16 protein-coding genes and 1 tRNA gene are annotated in these 14735 nt (G+C 37.2%); 5 read left to right on the top strand and 12 right to left on the bottom strand.

Annotated features, from left to right (window positions below; all coding sequences use genetic code 11):
• Positions 1 to 28: 28 nt before the first annotated feature.
• Genes BKO01S_RS17865 through BKO01S_RS17875 form a run of 3 tightly spaced genes read right to left on the bottom strand, consistent with a single transcriptional unit; the run spans position 29 to position 2116 of the window.
• On the bottom strand, positions 29 to 1582 hold the full coding sequence (locus tag BKO01S_RS17865) for a YfjI family protein (protein ID WP_157077411.1): 1554 nt from the start codon (positions 1580 to 1582) through the stop codon (positions 29 to 31).
• 31 nt (positions 1583 to 1613) lie between these two features.
• A complete protein-coding gene (locus tag BKO01S_RS17870) occupies positions 1614 to 1916 on the bottom strand; it encodes a helix-turn-helix domain-containing protein (RefSeq protein WP_232311273.1) in 303 nt (100 codons plus the stop codon).
• An 8-nt stretch (positions 1917 to 1924) separates the two neighbouring features.
• Positions 1925 to 2116: a hypothetical protein gene (locus BKO01S_RS17875; protein WP_066057294.1), complete on the bottom strand. Its 192-nt coding sequence runs from the start codon at positions 2114 to 2116 to the stop codon at positions 1925 to 1927.
• A gap of 243 nt (positions 2117 to 2359) precedes the next feature.
• Here BKO01S_RS17875 and BKO01S_RS17880 point away from each other — a divergent pair, with 243 nt between their 5' ends.
• Together BKO01S_RS17880 and BKO01S_RS17885 are read left to right on the top strand one after the other, a co-directional pair.
• Positions 2360 to 3460, top strand: coding sequence for a hypothetical protein (locus BKO01S_RS17880; protein WP_066057296.1), 1101 nt, complete (start codon positions 2360 to 2362; stop codon positions 3458 to 3460).
• Position 3461: 1 nt separating this feature from the next.
• Positions 3462 to 4622: a site-specific integrase gene (locus tag BKO01S_RS17885; RefSeq protein ID WP_066057299.1), complete on the top strand. Its 1161-nt coding sequence runs from the start codon at positions 3462 to 3464 to the stop codon at positions 4620 to 4622.
• A 114-nt stretch (positions 4623 to 4736) separates the two neighbouring features.
• Here BKO01S_RS17885 and groL read toward each other — a convergent pair whose 3' ends face one another.
• Together groL and groES are read right to left on the bottom strand one after the other, a co-directional pair.
• The gene (groL, locus tag BKO01S_RS17890) at positions 4737 to 6362 is read right to left on the bottom strand and encodes a chaperonin GroEL (RefSeq protein ID WP_066057302.1); all 1626 of its coding nucleotides are present in this window, start codon (positions 6360 to 6362) and stop codon (positions 4737 to 4739) included.
• A gap of 79 nt (positions 6363 to 6441) precedes the next feature.
• Entirely contained in the window at positions 6442 to 6726 is a 285-nt protein-coding gene (gene groES / locus BKO01S_RS17895) for a co-chaperone GroES (protein WP_066057304.1), read from the bottom strand.
• A gap of 302 nt (positions 6727 to 7028) precedes the next feature.
• Here groES and BKO01S_RS17900 point away from each other — a divergent pair, with 302 nt between their 5' ends.
• Together BKO01S_RS17900 and BKO01S_RS17905 are read left to right on the top strand one after the other, a co-directional pair.
• Positions 7029 to 7766 (top strand): CPBP family intramembrane glutamic endopeptidase, encoded by a 738-nt coding sequence (locus BKO01S_RS17900; protein ID WP_066057307.1) that lies wholly within the window; start codon positions 7029 to 7031, stop codon positions 7764 to 7766.
• Positions 7763 to 7975, top strand: coding sequence for a YdiK family protein (locus tag BKO01S_RS17905; RefSeq protein ID WP_066057311.1), 213 nt, complete (start codon positions 7763 to 7765; stop codon positions 7973 to 7975). Before BKO01S_RS17900 ends, BKO01S_RS17905 begins: the two co-directional genes overlap by 4 nt.
• Positions 7976 to 8053: 78 nt before the next feature.
• Here the strand turns inward: BKO01S_RS17905 and BKO01S_RS17910 are convergent, their stop codons facing one another.
• Complete coding sequence (locus BKO01S_RS17910; protein WP_066057314.1) at positions 8054 to 8719, bottom strand: redox-sensing transcriptional repressor Rex; 666 nt, start codon at positions 8717 to 8719, stop codon at positions 8054 to 8056.
• A 27-nt stretch (positions 8720 to 8746) separates the two neighbouring features.
• On the bottom strand, positions 8747 to 9241 hold the full coding sequence (gene moaC / locus BKO01S_RS17915; protein ID WP_066057317.1) for a cyclic pyranopterin monophosphate synthase MoaC: 495 nt from the start codon (positions 9239 to 9241) through the stop codon (positions 8747 to 8749).
• Positions 9242 to 9379: 138 nt separating this feature from the next.
• Here moaC and abc-f point away from each other — a divergent pair, with 138 nt between their 5' ends.
• Positions 9380 to 11302 carry a ribosomal protection-like ABC-F family protein gene (gene abc-f / locus BKO01S_RS17920; protein WP_066057321.1) on the top strand — a complete coding sequence of 641 codons (1923 nt, stop codon included), beginning with the start codon at positions 9380 to 9382 and terminating at the stop codon, positions 11300 to 11302.
• Positions 11303 to 11517: 215 nt separating this feature from the next.
• Here abc-f and tsaD read toward each other — a convergent pair whose 3' ends face one another.
• The 5 genes from tsaD to BKO01S_RS17945 form a co-directional block, all read right to left on the bottom strand.
• Positions 11518 to 12546, bottom strand: coding sequence for a tRNA (adenosine(37)-N6)-threonylcarbamoyltransferase complex transferase subunit TsaD (gene tsaD, locus BKO01S_RS17925; protein WP_066057323.1), 1029 nt, complete (start codon positions 12544 to 12546; stop codon positions 11518 to 11520).
• A complete protein-coding gene (rimI, locus tag BKO01S_RS17930; protein WP_066057326.1) occupies positions 12543 to 13019 on the bottom strand; it encodes a ribosomal protein S18-alanine N-acetyltransferase in 477 nt (158 codons plus the stop codon). Before rimI ends, tsaD begins: the two co-directional genes overlap by 4 nt.
• Positions 13006 to 13713, bottom strand: a complete 708-nt coding sequence (gene tsaB, locus BKO01S_RS17935; RefSeq protein ID WP_066057331.1) for a tRNA (adenosine(37)-N6)-threonylcarbamoyltransferase complex dimerization subunit type 1 TsaB — start codon at positions 13711 to 13713, stop codon at positions 13006 to 13008. The genes rimI and tsaB overlap by 14 nt, the downstream gene beginning before the upstream one ends.
• Entirely contained in the window at positions 13713 to 14168 is a 456-nt protein-coding gene (tsaE, locus tag BKO01S_RS17940) for a tRNA (adenosine(37)-N6)-threonylcarbamoyltransferase complex ATPase subunit type 1 TsaE (protein ID WP_066057334.1), read from the bottom strand. Before tsaE ends, tsaB begins: the two co-directional genes overlap by 1 nt.
• Positions 14169 to 14556: 388 nt before the next feature.
• Positions 14557 to 14632: transfer RNA gene (locus BKO01S_RS17945), tRNA-Asp, on the bottom strand.
• Between the last annotated feature and the right edge of the window lie 103 nt (positions 14633 to 14735).

A 14735-nucleotide genomic window follows, 5' to 3' on the forward strand; every position in this document is an offset into this window, starting at 1 on the left:
ACATGTTCTATAGTAGGAGCATTTACTTTTAATCCTGAATTGCATTTGGATATAATATGAATTGCTTTATATATTTTTTTTTGTACTCTAAATGTTCAATTTCGCCTAAACCCTGTGACTCAATTCTAGCAATGGTTTCTTCTATAATTCCTATTTTCGTATTGCGACCAAACACTTTTCCTTGATTTAAAGCATTTACTCTTATACAGATACCTTTTTCATGAGCATCTCCTTTTCTCTTTACAAAGTCCATCAACTTTATTGCATTCTTATCCTCATTATTTGATTGTGTGTATTGAAATACTTTTTTTGCTTGTCCTTTAAAATATTCCATAAAATAGTTTGTAAACATTACCAGCTCTTTATCTACAACTTCAATATCAGACGCTTGTTTATCACTAGTCCAGTGAAGCATATGCAATATTAGTAATATTCTTGGATGTAGTCCCTTGATTTTTTTCCACAGACCTTTTAATGTTTCAGGAAAACCAGGGGCTAACGTTTCATTTTCGGTAACATCATACCAAGTTGTAAAAACTTCTTTTGCTTCAGATGAAAGTTTAACTACTTTTGGGTGTTCCTCGTTTAAGGCATAATATAGGTCAAATATAATTTCTCGGTACCCAGAAGCTACCTCTTCAGTAACATCTTCGTCGGTCCAATTAGAAGGAATAGAGTCTGGATAACTAAATAAGAAGCGATCTATAAACCCATCATTGGCAATTCCACCTTGTCCTACTTTTAAAATCTCATCAATCATTTCAGGCTGGATACCCCCTAGAATACTTACAAATGGTTTTAATATTTGTAAAGGCTCTTTCCCCTTTCGATTTACAATTATTGGCTCATTCGACCAAATAGATAGCCAATATTGCCTGTCAGCTCCTGCACCCGCTCTATATTGATTCATTCCCTTAATAAACCCCACTAACTCATCGTGAAATTTTATTACACCTCTTTTATTAAATAATAGAATTTCTTGAAGTGATTCCATTGTTGAATCCATACTTATTATTTGTTCAAAGATTGGAGGATTGGGTTTTTCAGGTTTATCATTATTATCTAATACCCTCTTATCTTTAATTTGTTGCTTCCACTTTTCAGTTTCAACCTCGTAATTGGTTTCTTCTAGTTCAAATTGAATTTTCTTAGTTTGGTATTCTTCATAATTACGTTCCTGCATTTCAAAAAGAGGTTGTAAGGCTTTTTTTATAGCTGGTGTTTTTGCACTTCCTGGTTCAGCTACGATACCACAATAAAGACTTGCTCCCGTCCTCCAACTATTCTTTAGCTCAAGTACTGCTCCATTACCAATGGCTACACTTGCACACACCAATACTCCTAATCCTACAAAATCTGGAGGACATGAAAGAGCCTTTGATGTATTATTTATAAACCTTCCGAGGGGTTCTGGGAGTAGTTTATAAGGAAAAGGAGGTGTTTTTTGTAGAGCAATTGTCTGTGATTCTTTTTGCAAATCCTCATAAAAGGGATCTATTTCTTGTGCTATAATATTAGTAGTTTCACTTTTTTTCGGAGGTTGATCTGGGCAAAGGTCAACCTCTTTATTATTTTTGTTCATGGTATCAACTCCAACATCCTTTAATCTTCCTCTATATATTGACTCTTCCACCTAGTTCTCTAATTTCAATAAACCATCTATCGATGTAATCTTGAACCTCATTCCTGTTAAAAATCCACTTTTTCCCTATCCGTATATAAGGAAAGTTTGGGTCACACAGAAACAGCTTTTCTATGGTCGGCCACGAAAGGTTTAACATCTTACACAGTTCCTTACTGTCCATCAGAATTGTTTCCATTTGAATATTTTCAAGATGTTTTTTCACTTCAGAGAGATAAAGTTCTTTTAATCCTTCTTCATCCAAAGATAAGTGGATAATTTTTTTTTCATTCATGAAAAATGTCACCCTTCCTTCCGCACTTCTTCTTTAATCTCTTTTATTGCACTCAAAATTTTTTCCCTCCGATTATCCAACATTTCCTTTTTCATCCAATTCATAATAGTATTCTCATGAACTCCTAACTTCTCCGCAATTACCCAATAAGGTATATCACCTTTGGCTTCTCTAATGATGTGATTTCTCTTATTAAACATAGGCCCACCCCCTTAACGCATAAAACTCATAATATTGTTGTTGTTTATGTCGTAGTTGTGTTAACCTATAATTAATTGTAATATATTTAGCACACAATCATCAACACATAAAATTAAATGATTAACACATATTTATGTCGTTAACATTGAAGGTAAACAGAAAAAATAATTCAATATACTACTAAATACGATAGATTTATGTGTTTTCACTTTTTAAAATTTAAAAATTGATAGGGGTACGACATGAATAAAAATTTTTTAAATGAGGTTGAATGTGATCAAGAAGTTATCGTTATGGAAGATTACCTCTTAATTGAAGACATTAATTTATTAGAAGAATACCCTTTTAGTTTGTATCTTCCTGCTTCTACCTCCAAAGCCAAGGAGTTGCCAGAAACATATACACTGAAAAAAAAGGAATTAACAGACTTTTGGAAGGTAGCATTAAAAGAACAATTCATTAAGGAGGTGAACTTTCATAGGGATCTTTTATTTCGTTCTTCAAAAACAATTATTCAAAAGTGGGCTGACTACAAAAAAATCGATGAAGATTTACTACTAACAAGTTTAAAGAAATACGCGGAATTAGAAAGTAGTAGTCATCAAGTATCAGTTGTTGAAGAGTTATATGCATTAAAGTTAGGCAGTCCTTTGAACGACCCACTAATATTTGGTGTTAAACCAGATTCTTTGGCCAAAATACCAAAAACGTATAACCTTCAAGATGCTCATTCATTATATACAGAATTAGCCAAGCTAGATGTTTTTGACATTAAGTCCTTAATGAGATTTTCTAAACATTTTGGTATGCCTTCAGGGATTGAGGATGACAGGGGATTTGATGTAGTACTTTATGGTGATAATATTTTTTTCCCTTTTAGTTCTATATCCGTACTTAATAAAAAGATTGCAATTTATAAACACGACTTTGAATGGTTTAAAATGATTCAAACAAAGAATGTGCCAAAAATACGCACACTACTTCCTAAAATATATACTTCGAATAATGATGAGAGTGTTTTGGATCAAGCAAAACATCATGTGGTAGATTTACTTTCAAGACTAGATGCATATAATCCAAATACCTATTTTGAATATAGTAACGGCACTTACAATCAAGGTTTCTGGTTTGATGATCTATTTAGCTTTGCTTATTTTCAACTGGCTAGGGCATTAGTTAATGATGTAGAAGTACGTGAATGTGACAATTGTGGTTATATTTTTGAAGTTACCCACCAAAGGCAAAGGTTTTGTCCGCCAGTTCCTAATAGGAAAAGATCTAGTTGTGAAATGGCATACAATAACCGTTTAAAAAAGGAAAAGAAATTGAAAGGAGAAGTTTAACATGGCTTATATTTATAAACGAGACAAAAAATGGGGATATACTGTTTCTTTAGGTATTGACCCGCTTACCAAAAGACAGAAACAAAAAACAAAAGCGACCTTTAAAACAAGAAAAGAAGCAGTTTCTGCAGCAAGAAAACTGGAAGCAGAAATAGAAAATGGAACATATGTAGAAGAAACGAAAATGACTTTCGAAGCTTTTGCTCGACAATGGATAGAGAACTATGCTTTAAACGCAAAAATAAGTAGTGTAAGAGCTCGTAGTAAGGAAATGAACCTTTTCATATCGGAATGGGGGCCATATCCTTTAAAAAAAATAAGCAAGCAGGTATATCATAGACGAATAATAGAACTGTCCGAAAAGTATAGTCGAAATTACGTAAGTGGGATTCATGCTTGTGGAAGAATGATTTTTAGTCATGCTACAGAATTAGGCCTAATAAAAATAAATCCAACGGAAAATATTCGCTTACCTAAATATATAGCAAAAGTAGAAGAGCTTGAAAGTCAAGAAGATGAAATAAAATTTTTAGAAAAGGAAGAACTAGCCCAATTCCTACGGTTAGCTAATACAAATGGTTTAGAAATGGATTATTTAATATTTACAACTCTTGCTTATACAGGTTTACGAATAGGTGAATTACTCGCCCTTAAATGGACGGATTTTGATGAAGAAAAAGGCACATTACGTGTTACTAAGACTTTATACAATCCTAAAAATAATATTAAGGAGTATGAGTTGCTTACACCTAAAACAACAGGTTCTATACGAACAATTAAAATTGATGAAAAGCTCATAAAAATGTTGAAACGCCATGAAATCAAACAAAAAGAAACTAAGTTGAAAATAGGTAACTTTTATGTCGATAACAACTTTATCTTTTCACGTAATGATGGACATCCGCAATTAAGAAAAGTAGTGGAGACTAGACTAAAACGTTTATTAAAAATGGCAAATATAAACAAAAACATCACCCCTCACTCCTTCAGACATACACATACTTCACTATTAATTGAAGCGGGTGTTGGAGTAAAGGAGATTCAGCAACGTTTAGGACATACAGATATTAACACTACTATGAATATTTATGCTCATATGACAGCTAATATGGAAGAAAAGGCCTCCCACCAGTTCAGTAAACTGATGAAAGACCTTCTCTAATAAGACGTTTTTTGTGAAAAAAATGAGCATTTTTTGTTTACTATGAGCAAAAGTATGAGCATTTATCTTTATTCCACTTAAAAACCCCTATATATCAAGGCTTTATGATGTTTATTACATCATGCCGCCCATTCCACCCATGCCGCCCATGTCAGGCATTGCAGGAGTGTCTTCTTTGATGTCAGCAACAACTGCTTCAGTTGTTAAGAACATTGCCGCAACAGATCCAGCGTTTTGAAGAGCTGAACGAGTTACTTTAGTTGGGTCAACGATACCAGCTTCGATCATGTTTACCCACTCACCAGTAGCTGCGTTGAAGCCTGTTCCAACTTCTTCACGCTTTAAGCGCTCAACGATTACAGATCCTTCAAGACCCGCATTGTGTGCGATTGTACGAACTGGCTCTTCCATCGCACGTAGTACGATGTTCACACCTGTCTTCTCGTCACCAGTAACGTCTAGAGCTGCCACTTTGTTGTATACGTTCAGTAGGGCTACACCACCACCAGAAACGATACCTTCTTCAACAGCTGCACGAGTAGAGTTCAATGCGTCTTCGATACGAAGCTTGCGCTCTTTTAATTCTGTTTCAGTAGCAGCACCAACTTTAACAACTGCCACACCGCCAGCTAATTTAGCTAAGCGCTCTTGTAATTTTTCGCGGTCAAATTCAGAAGTTGTTTCTTCCATTTGCGCACGGATTTGGTTTACACGAGCTGCGATTTGTGCAGAGTCTCCAGCACCTTCAACGATTGTTGTATTTTCTTTTGTTACAACAACTTTAGAAGCGCGTCCTAGAGATTGGATCGTTGCAGACTTAAGGTCACGACCTAGTTCTTCAGTGATCACTTCTCCACCTGTTAAGATAGCGATGTCTTCAAGCATAGCTTTACGACGGTCACCGAATCCAGGAGCTTTAACCGCTACTGCATTGAATGTTCCACGAAGCTTGTTCACTACTAATGTAGCTAATGCTTCTCCTTCTACATCCTCAGCAACAAGTAATAATGGCTTGCCTTGTTGAACTACTTGCTCTAGAACTGGAAGGATTTCTTGAATGCTTCCAATTTTCTTATCAGTAATTAAGATATATGGATTGTCTAAAACAGCTTCCATTTTATCTGAGTCCGTTACCATGTATGGAGATGCATATCCACGATCGAATTGCATACCTTCTACTACATCAAGCTCCGTAGTGAAGCCTTTTGATTCTTCGATTGTGATAACGCCGTCGTTTCCAACACGCTCCATTGCTTCAGCAATTAATTGTCCTACTTCATCATCAGCTGCAGAAATAGCTGCTACTTGAGCGATAGAAGCTTTGCTTTCAATCGGCTTAGAGATTGCACGAAGCTCTTCAACCGCTACTCCTACTGCCTTATCCATTCCTTTACGGATACCCATTGGGTTTGCACCAGCTGTTACGTTCTTTAAGCCTTCACGAATCATCGCTTGAGCAAGAACAGTTGCAGTAGTTGTACCATCACCAGCTACATCGTTTGTTTTGCTAGCTACTTCAGCAACAAGCTTAGCACCCATGTTTTCGAATGCATCTTCAAGTTCGATTTCTTTCGCGATTGTTACACCATCGTTTGTAATAAGTGGTGAACCGAATTTCTTTTCAAGAACCACGTTACGTCCTTTTGGTCCTAATGTTACCTTAACAGCATTTGCAAGTGCATCTACCCCACGAAGCATTGAGCGACGTGCGTCTTCACTAAACTTAATTTCTTTAGCCATTGTAAAATACCCTCCTCGAGTTTTTTCAATTTATCTTGTTTTCGTTTAGTTTTATTATTTAATAAGAAACGTTTTACTCTTAGCCAAGAATAGCAAGAATATCGTTTTCACGAAGGATTAAGTACTCTTTGCCTTCGTACTTCACTTCTGTACCAGCGTATTTTGAGAAGATAATGCGGTCGTCTACTGAAACTTCAAGAGCAACACGCTCACCGCTTTCAAGAACGCGACCAGTTCCCACAGCAACTACTTTGCCTTCCTGTGGCTTTTCTTTAGCAGAGTCTGGTAATACAATACCGCTTGCAGTCTTTTCTTCCGTTTCAACTAGCTCAATTACAATGCGATCACCTAGTGGCTTTAACAAGTGAAACAACCTCCTCAAATATATGTAAGATTTAATTTATTAGCACTCACTTAACTAGAGTGCTAACACATTTATTATATTAATGAATCTCATCTTTTTTTGCAAGCAAGAAACCGCTTTTTTTTATAAATTTTTTGTAAAAGTCCTCCCATAACTTGTTAATTTTGCAACCTTACTAAGTATGTACTTTTCTAATCATTCTATCCATATAATGCTAAAAAGCGGACAATAATTCTTCTTATTTGATACAACGGGCTGTTTACGAGTAGAATAACTATATTGGATTGAAAAGGAGACTTGTTTTGAAACGGGAATATTGGTTTATATTAATTGTTTATATTGCCATGCAGCTTTCAGGCTTTATTGGTGTCCCCATAACTTCTCTTATCCTTGGTATGATTGGTTTTGAAACGGGGCAATCTCAGGCATTCGCAGGTATCATTTGGCTTGTCTTCAGCTTTTCCGTCACACTTATAATTGTTTTAGTGCTTTTACGTAAAGAGATGATCCAGGCACAAGCAGAAAGAAATGGAGCGAGCATTGGTCGTTCGATCCTATGGGCCATTACCGGAGTATTTCTTGCTCTATTTGCCCAAGCCTTTGCTGCAAACATTGAGCGGTTGATTGGCATCGAAATGGGATCGGAGAATACACAGCAAATTTTACGTATCATTGAATCTTTTCCAATTATGATTGTGGTTAGCTCAGTTATTGGGCCTATTTTAGAAGAAATTGTCTTTCGAAAGATCATTTTTGGCGCTTTTTATAAACGCTTTAATTTTTTCCTATCTGCCTTACTAAGTTCAGTCATCTTTTCTTTTGCTCATATGGAACCAGAGCATACACTCCTGTATTCTGCGATGGGCTTTACCTTTGCGTATTTATATGTAAAAACCAATCGGATTCTTGTTCCTATCGTTGCTCACGTGGCAATGAATACTTTTGTTGTTCTTGTGCAATCGATATATAGGGAAGACATAGAAAAACTTATGAAACAAGCAGAACAAATGCAAAGCTTTATTGGAGGATTCTTCTTATGAGACAGTCACCGTTATTCTCTGGAATTATATACATCATCTTAGGTGCTCTGTTCACTGTGTTTGCCATTCAGGACTTACAGCAGAATGGAGAGTGGGGATTTTTTACCTACTTACTGGTTGTGCTAGCTACTTTTGATATTGGTTCAGGCATTCGGATGATTCTTTTACATTTCAAAGTAAAAGAGATAAAAAAGCAGCAAAAGAAATAAGCCGCTCTGTAGTGAACTGTACTCCAATTGTTAGACATCACTAACTATTGGAGTACAGTTCACCTAGGGCGGCTTATTTTATTCCTCTACTACTACCTCTTCTTCATCCACTGAATAGTGCTTTAAAAAGTACACTAGCGACTGTAACTCAATAGCCAAATCAATATGGTGAACCCTTATTGACGATGGTACTGTTAAACGGGCTGGTGTAAAGTTTAAAATTCCTTTTACTGTTCCTTGAACCATCCGATCAGTAATGGATTGAGCAACTGTTGCTGGAACCGTTAATATGGCTACCTGTATATCTTCCTTCTCAATGACCTTTTCTAGTTCATCCATATGGTAGACAGGTACTTCACCAATTTTTGTACCTACCTTATCTTCTACAACATCAAAAGCAACAGCAATTTTCGTATTATTATTCTTTAAGAAATTGTAGTTTAAAAATGCTGTCCCTAAATTCCCCACCCCGATTAAAGCCACTTTCGTTAGCTCATCCTGGTCGAGTGTTTTACGGAAAAAGGATAATAGATAGTTTACATTGTACCCGTACCCTTTTTTGCCTAACGCTCCAAAGTATGAAAAATCCCTTCGAATGGTTGCCGAATCTACCTTTACCGCTTCACTAAGTTCTGCAGATGAAACTCGTTGTTTTCCTGATGAGTGTAAGCTATTTAAAAAGCGATAATACAATGGTAGTCTTTTCGCTGTTGCTTGTGGGATTTTCACTGATTCGTTACTCATCGTTCTTCCCCTGCCTTCTATCTTTAACTAATATAGTCTCTCTTCCCGTTTGAAGTCACCGTTTTTGCCACCGGTCTTTTCAACCAAGTACGTTTTTCCGATAACCATTCCTTTATCTACTGCTTTACACATATCATAAACGGTGAGCGCACAAACAGAAGCAGCTGTTAACGCTTCCATTTCTACACCCGTATTCCCTTTTGTCTTTACACTAGCAGATATATGTAGAGTATGGCAATTGTTATCTGATTCCCAATCAAAAGAAATATCGACACCGGTAAGTGGGATAGGATGGCACATTGGAATGATATCCCATGTTTTTTTACTAGCCATTACTGCTGCTACCTGGGCTACTGCTAGCACATCACCCTTTTTCATTTGGTTATGGGTAATTCGATCATATATCTCTTGATTGACAGTGATACTAGAATGGGCAATGGCCGTTCGAACCGTTTCGGGCTTATCACTCACATCTACCATTTTCGCTCTGCCTTCTTTATTAAAATGAGTGAACTCTGTCATCTATTATACACCTCTTATAAAATCATACACTACTTTCCTCATTCCGTTGATTACATTGTAACATACTTCACATTTCATATCATTGCTCATCCGTATTGAATGCGATACACTAACCGTAGAAGTATAGAGGTGAAATCAATGATATTACTACAAGTAAACCAGCTTTCCAAGTCTTATGGAGCTGATCTAATTTTAACGAATATAAAACTTGAAGTTCAAACAAGAGATCGAATTGCCTTAGTAGGACGTAATGGTGCCGGAAAATCTACTTTACTAAAGATTATTGCCGGTCACCTTTCATATGAATCAGGTGACTTGATTAAGCCTAAGCATGTGACCATTGGGTATTTAGCTCAGAACACAGGTCTTGTTTCTGGATTATCCATATGGGAAGAAATGCTTACCGTTTTTGAAAATCTCATGAAACAAGAGAAGGAGCTTCGTAAGCTAGAGGAAAAAATGGCTGATCCAGCCGTATTTGAGGATGCTGCTTTGTATGAGCGGACAATCAAAGAATATGACCTTCTTCAAAACGATTTTAAGGAGAACGGAGGATACCAGTACGAATCTGATATTCGTTCTGTATTACATGGCTTAAACTTCCATTCATTCGATTACTCTACAAAAATTGATAGCTTGAGTGGTGGTCAAAAAACTCGTTTAGCCCTTGCGAAGCTGTTATTAACGAAGCCTGATATTCTTATATTGGATGAACCTACCAACCATTTAGATATCGATACTTTGGCTTGGCTAGAGCAGTATCTTACTGGCTACACGGGTGCCATCTTGATTGTCTCTCATGATCGGTACTTTTTAGATAAAGTAGTCAATCAAGTCTACGAAATTTCGCGAAACCAAATTAGTAAATTTACAGGAAACTACAGCTCTTATCTTGATAAAAAAGCCGAAAACTACGAGCGTGATTTAAAACAATACGAAAAACAGCAAGATGAAATAGCAAAGCTTCAGGACTTTATTCAAAAAAATCTTGCGCGTGCATCTACTACAAAGCGTGCTCAAAGTAGAAGGAAAAAGCTAGAGAGAATGCAAGTAATGGACAAGCCTCTAGGAGATGAGAAGTCTGCTTCCTTTGGTTTTGATATTGAGAAGCAAAGTGGCAATGAGGTGTTAAATATCCATTCCCTAGCAGTTGGTTATCAAGATGGACGAATAGCAGAGGATCTTTCCATTCGAATTACTAGAGGGGATTCCGTAGCCTTAGTGGGGCCAAATGGGATTGGAAAGTCAACGCTACTCAAAACGATTCAAGGAACGTTACAACCGTTAGAAGGACAAGTTCATTATGGAGCAAATGTCAGTATTGGCTACTATGACCAAGAGCAAGCAGCTTTAACTTCAAACAAACGGGTGTTAAATGAACTTTGGGACGATTATCCACTGAAGAGTGAAAAGGAAATCCGAACGGTATTAGGCAATTTCTTGTTTACAGGTGACGATGTGTTAAAAACCGTGTCTACCCTTAGTGGTGGGGAAAAAGCCCGACTTGCACTAGCTAAGCTCATGATGCAAAAGGCGAATCTTCTTATATTAGATGAGCCTACCAACCATCTGGATTTGGATAGCAAAGAAATTTTAGAAAATGCTTTAGTGGATTATCCTGGTACGATTCTATTTGTATCTCATGATCGATACTTCATTAATCGAATAGCCACAAAAGTGATTGAACTGAGTAAATCTGCTGCCATTGAATACCTCGGAGACTATGATTACTTTGTGGAAAAGAAGCTGGAACAAGAAGAGTTAAAAGCAATTGAACTAGCGGAAAAGGCAGCCACGACCGTATCAGCTAGCCCCGACAAAAATACCTATCAAATCGATAAGGAAGCCAAGAAATTGGAGCGCCAGCGAAAGCGTCGTATTGAAGAAATCGAGGGACTGATTGAACAACTAGAGGAAACCATTGAGAAAAATAATGCCTTGTTATGTGAACCAGAGATTTTCCAGGATCATGAAAGAGTTCTTAAAATTAATGAAGAAAATGAACAGGCGAAACTTCAACTAGATGAACTACTAGAAGAATGGAGCGAGCTAGCTGAATAAGCAAAAAGAACCGGGAAGATTATTCTATCTCGGTTTTTCTTTTTCCACAATTTTATTCACAGATAAAGTGGTTAAATATAAGCTTTCCACAGGGTTTTCCACATTATCCACAATTTTAGTTTATTTTATCCACATTATACACAGGGAAACTTGTCGAAAGAGTGTTTATACACAAAAAATAGCCCCTATCTTATGATAGGGACTTTTTCCTAAGACTATGAATTGTGGATAGATAAATCTAACCCTGGATTTGCGTTTAACGAAAAGTCACTTCTTTGCCCTTTTTCAAACATGACACTTCCTGCTGCAGCAATCATTGCTGCATTATCTGTGCATAAAGAGAGCGGCGGAATCAGTAACTCTACATTTTCCATTGTGGAAAACTCATTTTCAAGTGCCGTTCGTAGACCTTTATTCGCTGCAACACCACCCGCAAGTAGTACTTGCTTAACCTCGTATTGTTTGGTAGCACGTACGGTTTTAGTTACCAACACATCAATCACACTTTGTTGAAAGCTTGCCGCAAGATCTTCAGGTGCGATGACTTCTCCTCGTTGCTCTGCATTGTGGACAGTGTTGATAACTGCTGATTTTAACCCACTAAAGCTAAAATCATAGGAGCCTTCCTCTAGCCAAGCTCTTGGTAAATCAATTATAGGTGACCCCACAGCAGCTAACCGATCAATATGTGGGCCGCCTGGATAAGGCATTTTTAACGTTCTTGCCACTTTATCGTACGCTTCACCCGCAGCATCATCTCTTGTTTCACCGATTACTTCAAAATGACCATGTTCTTTCATATAAACTAGCTCTGTATGTCCACCAGACACTACCAATGATAAAAGTGGAAATTCCATTTCCTTTATCAGCCGATTGGCATATATATGACCAGCTATATGGTGGATTCCTACAAGAGGAATACCATGTGCAAAGCTAAGTGCCTTTGCTGCATTTACTCCTATTAATAAGGCACCCACAAGTCCTGGTCCTTCCGTTACAGCAATCGCATCTATATCTGAAAACTGTAATTCTGCCACTTTCATCGCTTCATCAATTACCATCGTGATTTGCTCTACATGATGGCGAGAAGCAATCTCAGGAACCACTCCACCGAAGCGTTTATGACTCTCGATCTGTGAGGCTACTATATTTGCTACTATTTCATGTCCATTCTTTACAATGGCAACAGCCGTTTCATCACAGCTTGTTTCTATACCTAATATATATTGATTTTTTTCACTCATATTGTCACCCACATGACTAATGCATCCTCATAATTATCAGTATAATATTTCTTTCGTATTCCACCGTTCATAAAGCCAAGCTTACGGTACAGAGACTGTGCCACTTCATTCGAAACCCTTACCTCAAGTGTCATTGTCTTCGCACCCCTCTTCTTTGCAATCTCCATGATCATACGAAGAATGGCTTCACCTAACTTTTGACCACGAAACTCTGGTAACACAGCTATATTTGTAATATGTGCCTCATCAACAATAAGCCACATTCCACAATAACCTACAATTTGTCCTTCCTTTTCTAACACAAGATAGACAGCAAATTGATTTAAATTTAATTCATTTTCAAATGACTGTCTAGTCCAAGGGGTTGCAAATGAAAGCTCCTCAATTTTTAGAATTTGATCAATATCTTCTTCCTTCAAATATCGAAATACTAAGGAATCAGTCAATGATTGAGTTTCTTCATTTTGCTTCATTTTCCTTCTTCCCTTCTAGCCATTTCGCTTCAGCTTCAGCTAATCGAATATAATTTGGTACAAAGGTGTGCACATCAACTGGCTCACGATACATCCCTAAATGAGCTAGCTCCCCAGGACGAGGATTGTTTTCAGTCGAATGAGCAAATCTTGCTTGATCCCCCATAATTTCTGCTAGGGCTTCCTTGTGAATCGGAAGGTCATTTCCAACAAATAAAACAGGCTCAGAAAGCTCCTTTAAATGTTCTGCCCAATCTGCGGATAATACCAGTTGGTCCTGTTTCACTGTCTCGAGTGAGCCATTTTTGAAACGATACAGGCCAGTATAGATTTGTCCTCTTCTAGCGTCAAATAGAGGAGCCACATAGCCTGGAAAATAACGTGCCGCTGAAGCTGCTAACACTTCTAAGCTCGAAACCCCTACAAGAGGAATTTGCAATGTCCAAGCTAAAGTTTTTGCAATAGTGACTCCTATACGAACACCAGTATAGGAACCTGGACCTTCTGCAACAATGATTTTCTCCAACTCTGCTGGTTTCACGTCACATTCCTTGCATAGAGTTTGAATTGCTGGCATGACTCGAACCGAGTGGTTCTTCTTAATATTCGTTATGTATTCCCCAATCACTTGATTGTCATCAATTAGGGCAATGCCTAGTGGATAATTAGATGTATCAATTGCTAATACCTTCATTATGCAAATAGCTCCTTACAAAGCATTTCGTATCGTTTTCCTATGGGCGTAATCGTTAATATACGAGTATTTTCTTCCCCGTGAGTAATCTTTATTTGTAAAAGTTCATTTGGAAGTTGTTCTTCAATCAGATGAGCCCATTCCACAACCGTTACTCCCTGACCTTCAAAGTACTCATCAAACCCTAAGTCTTCATAGGAATCTTCTAATCGGTATACATCCATATGGTAAAGAGGAAGTCGCCCATTGTATTCTTTTATAATGGTAAAAGTCGGACTACTAACGTTTTTAGTAATATCTAGTCCTACTGCCAAGCCTTTAGTAAATGTCGTCTTCCCTGCACCTAGATCTCCCTCTAACGTAATTACATCACCTGGTTGAAGTCTCTGTGCAAGTTCTTTAGAAAATTGTAATGTTTCTTCTGTATTGTTTGTTTTTACTATGTACTCGTTCATTGAATTCATCACCCAATTCTTTTATAAAAAAGCCTTAGGACAAATTCCTAAGGCTAGTCTCTTATAAGTTTACATGATTTTAAAAAAATGAGCAAAGTAGGTTGGATTTTGCGGTAGTAGATATGTAGTTGTTTATGTAATTTAAAATTGATTAATTATGGTTGGATTTGAAATGAAGTGCTGGATTATAAACGCAAATAATAACATAGGATCGCAAGTAAATTCTCAAAATCGCAAATATAATCACAAGTAAATATATCATATCCTTCATTTCTAAACGATTTTCTTTCTATCTTCGCCATAAAAGGCGTATTTAATTAAAAAATCACCATAAAAAAACAAAAAAACGAATCCAATTGGTTCGTTTGATTCTACTAAAATATGAAAATGGCGGTCCCGACCGGGATCGAACCGGCGATCTCCTGCGTGACAGGCAGGCATGTTAACCGCTACACCACGGGACCGAAGTTTTTTTCAAGTGAAACTTGAAAAGTAACTTTCATTAATTGCGGGGACAGGATTTGAACCTGCGACCTTCGGGTTATGAGCCCGACGAGCTACCAGACT

Source organism: Robertmurraya korlensis NBRC 107688, from assembly GCF_001591645.1.
GTDB lineage: Bacteria > Bacillota > Bacilli > Bacillales > Cytobacillaceae > Robertmurraya_A.

Bases quoted from the DNA above. Each gene is read 5' to 3' on its own strand.
- BKO01S_RS17865 (WP_157077411.1), bottom strand. From the start codon at position 1,582: ATGAACAAAAATAATAAAGAGGTTGACCTTTGCCCAGATCAACCTCCG.
- BKO01S_RS17870 (WP_232311273.1), bottom strand. From the start codon at position 1,916: ATGAATGAAAAAAAAATTATCCACTTATCTTTGGATGAAGAAGGATTA.
- BKO01S_RS17875 (WP_066057294.1), bottom strand. From the start codon at position 2,116: ATGTTTAATAAGAGAAATCACATCATTAGAGAAGCCAAAGGTGATATA.
- BKO01S_RS17880 (WP_066057296.1), top strand. From the start codon at position 2,360: ATGAATAAAAATTTTTTAAATGAGGTTGAATGTGATCAAGAAGTTATC.
- BKO01S_RS17885 (WP_066057299.1), top strand. From the start codon at position 3,462: ATGGCTTATATTTATAAACGAGACAAAAAATGGGGATATACTGTTTCT.
- groL (WP_066057302.1), bottom strand. From the start codon at position 6,362: ATGGCTAAAGAAATTAAGTTTAGTGAAGACGCACGTCGCTCAATGCTT.
- BKO01S_RS17905 (WP_066057311.1), top strand. From the start codon at position 7,763: ATGAGACAGTCACCGTTATTCTCTGGAATTATATACATCATCTTAGGT.
- BKO01S_RS17910 (WP_066057314.1), bottom strand. From the start codon at position 8,719: ATGAGTAACGAATCAGTGAAAATCCCACAAGCAACAGCGAAAAGACTA.
- moaC (WP_066057317.1), bottom strand. From the start codon at position 9,241: ATGACAGAGTTCACTCATTTTAATAAAGAAGGCAGAGCGAAAATGGTA.
- abc-f (WP_066057321.1), top strand. From the start codon at position 9,380: ATGATATTACTACAAGTAAACCAGCTTTCCAAGTCTTATGGAGCTGAT.
- tsaD (WP_066057323.1), bottom strand. From the start codon at position 12,546: ATGAGTGAAAAAAATCAATATATATTAGGTATAGAAACAAGCTGTGAT.
- rimI (WP_066057326.1), bottom strand. From the start codon at position 13,019: ATGAAGCAAAATGAAGAAACTCAATCATTGACTGATTCCTTAGTATTT.
- tsaB (WP_066057331.1), bottom strand. From the start codon at position 13,713: ATGAAGGTATTAGCAATTGATACATCTAATTATCCACTAGGCATTGCC.
- tsaE (WP_066057334.1), bottom strand. From the start codon at position 14,168: ATGAACGAGTACATAGTAAAAACAAACAATACAGAAGAAACATTACAA.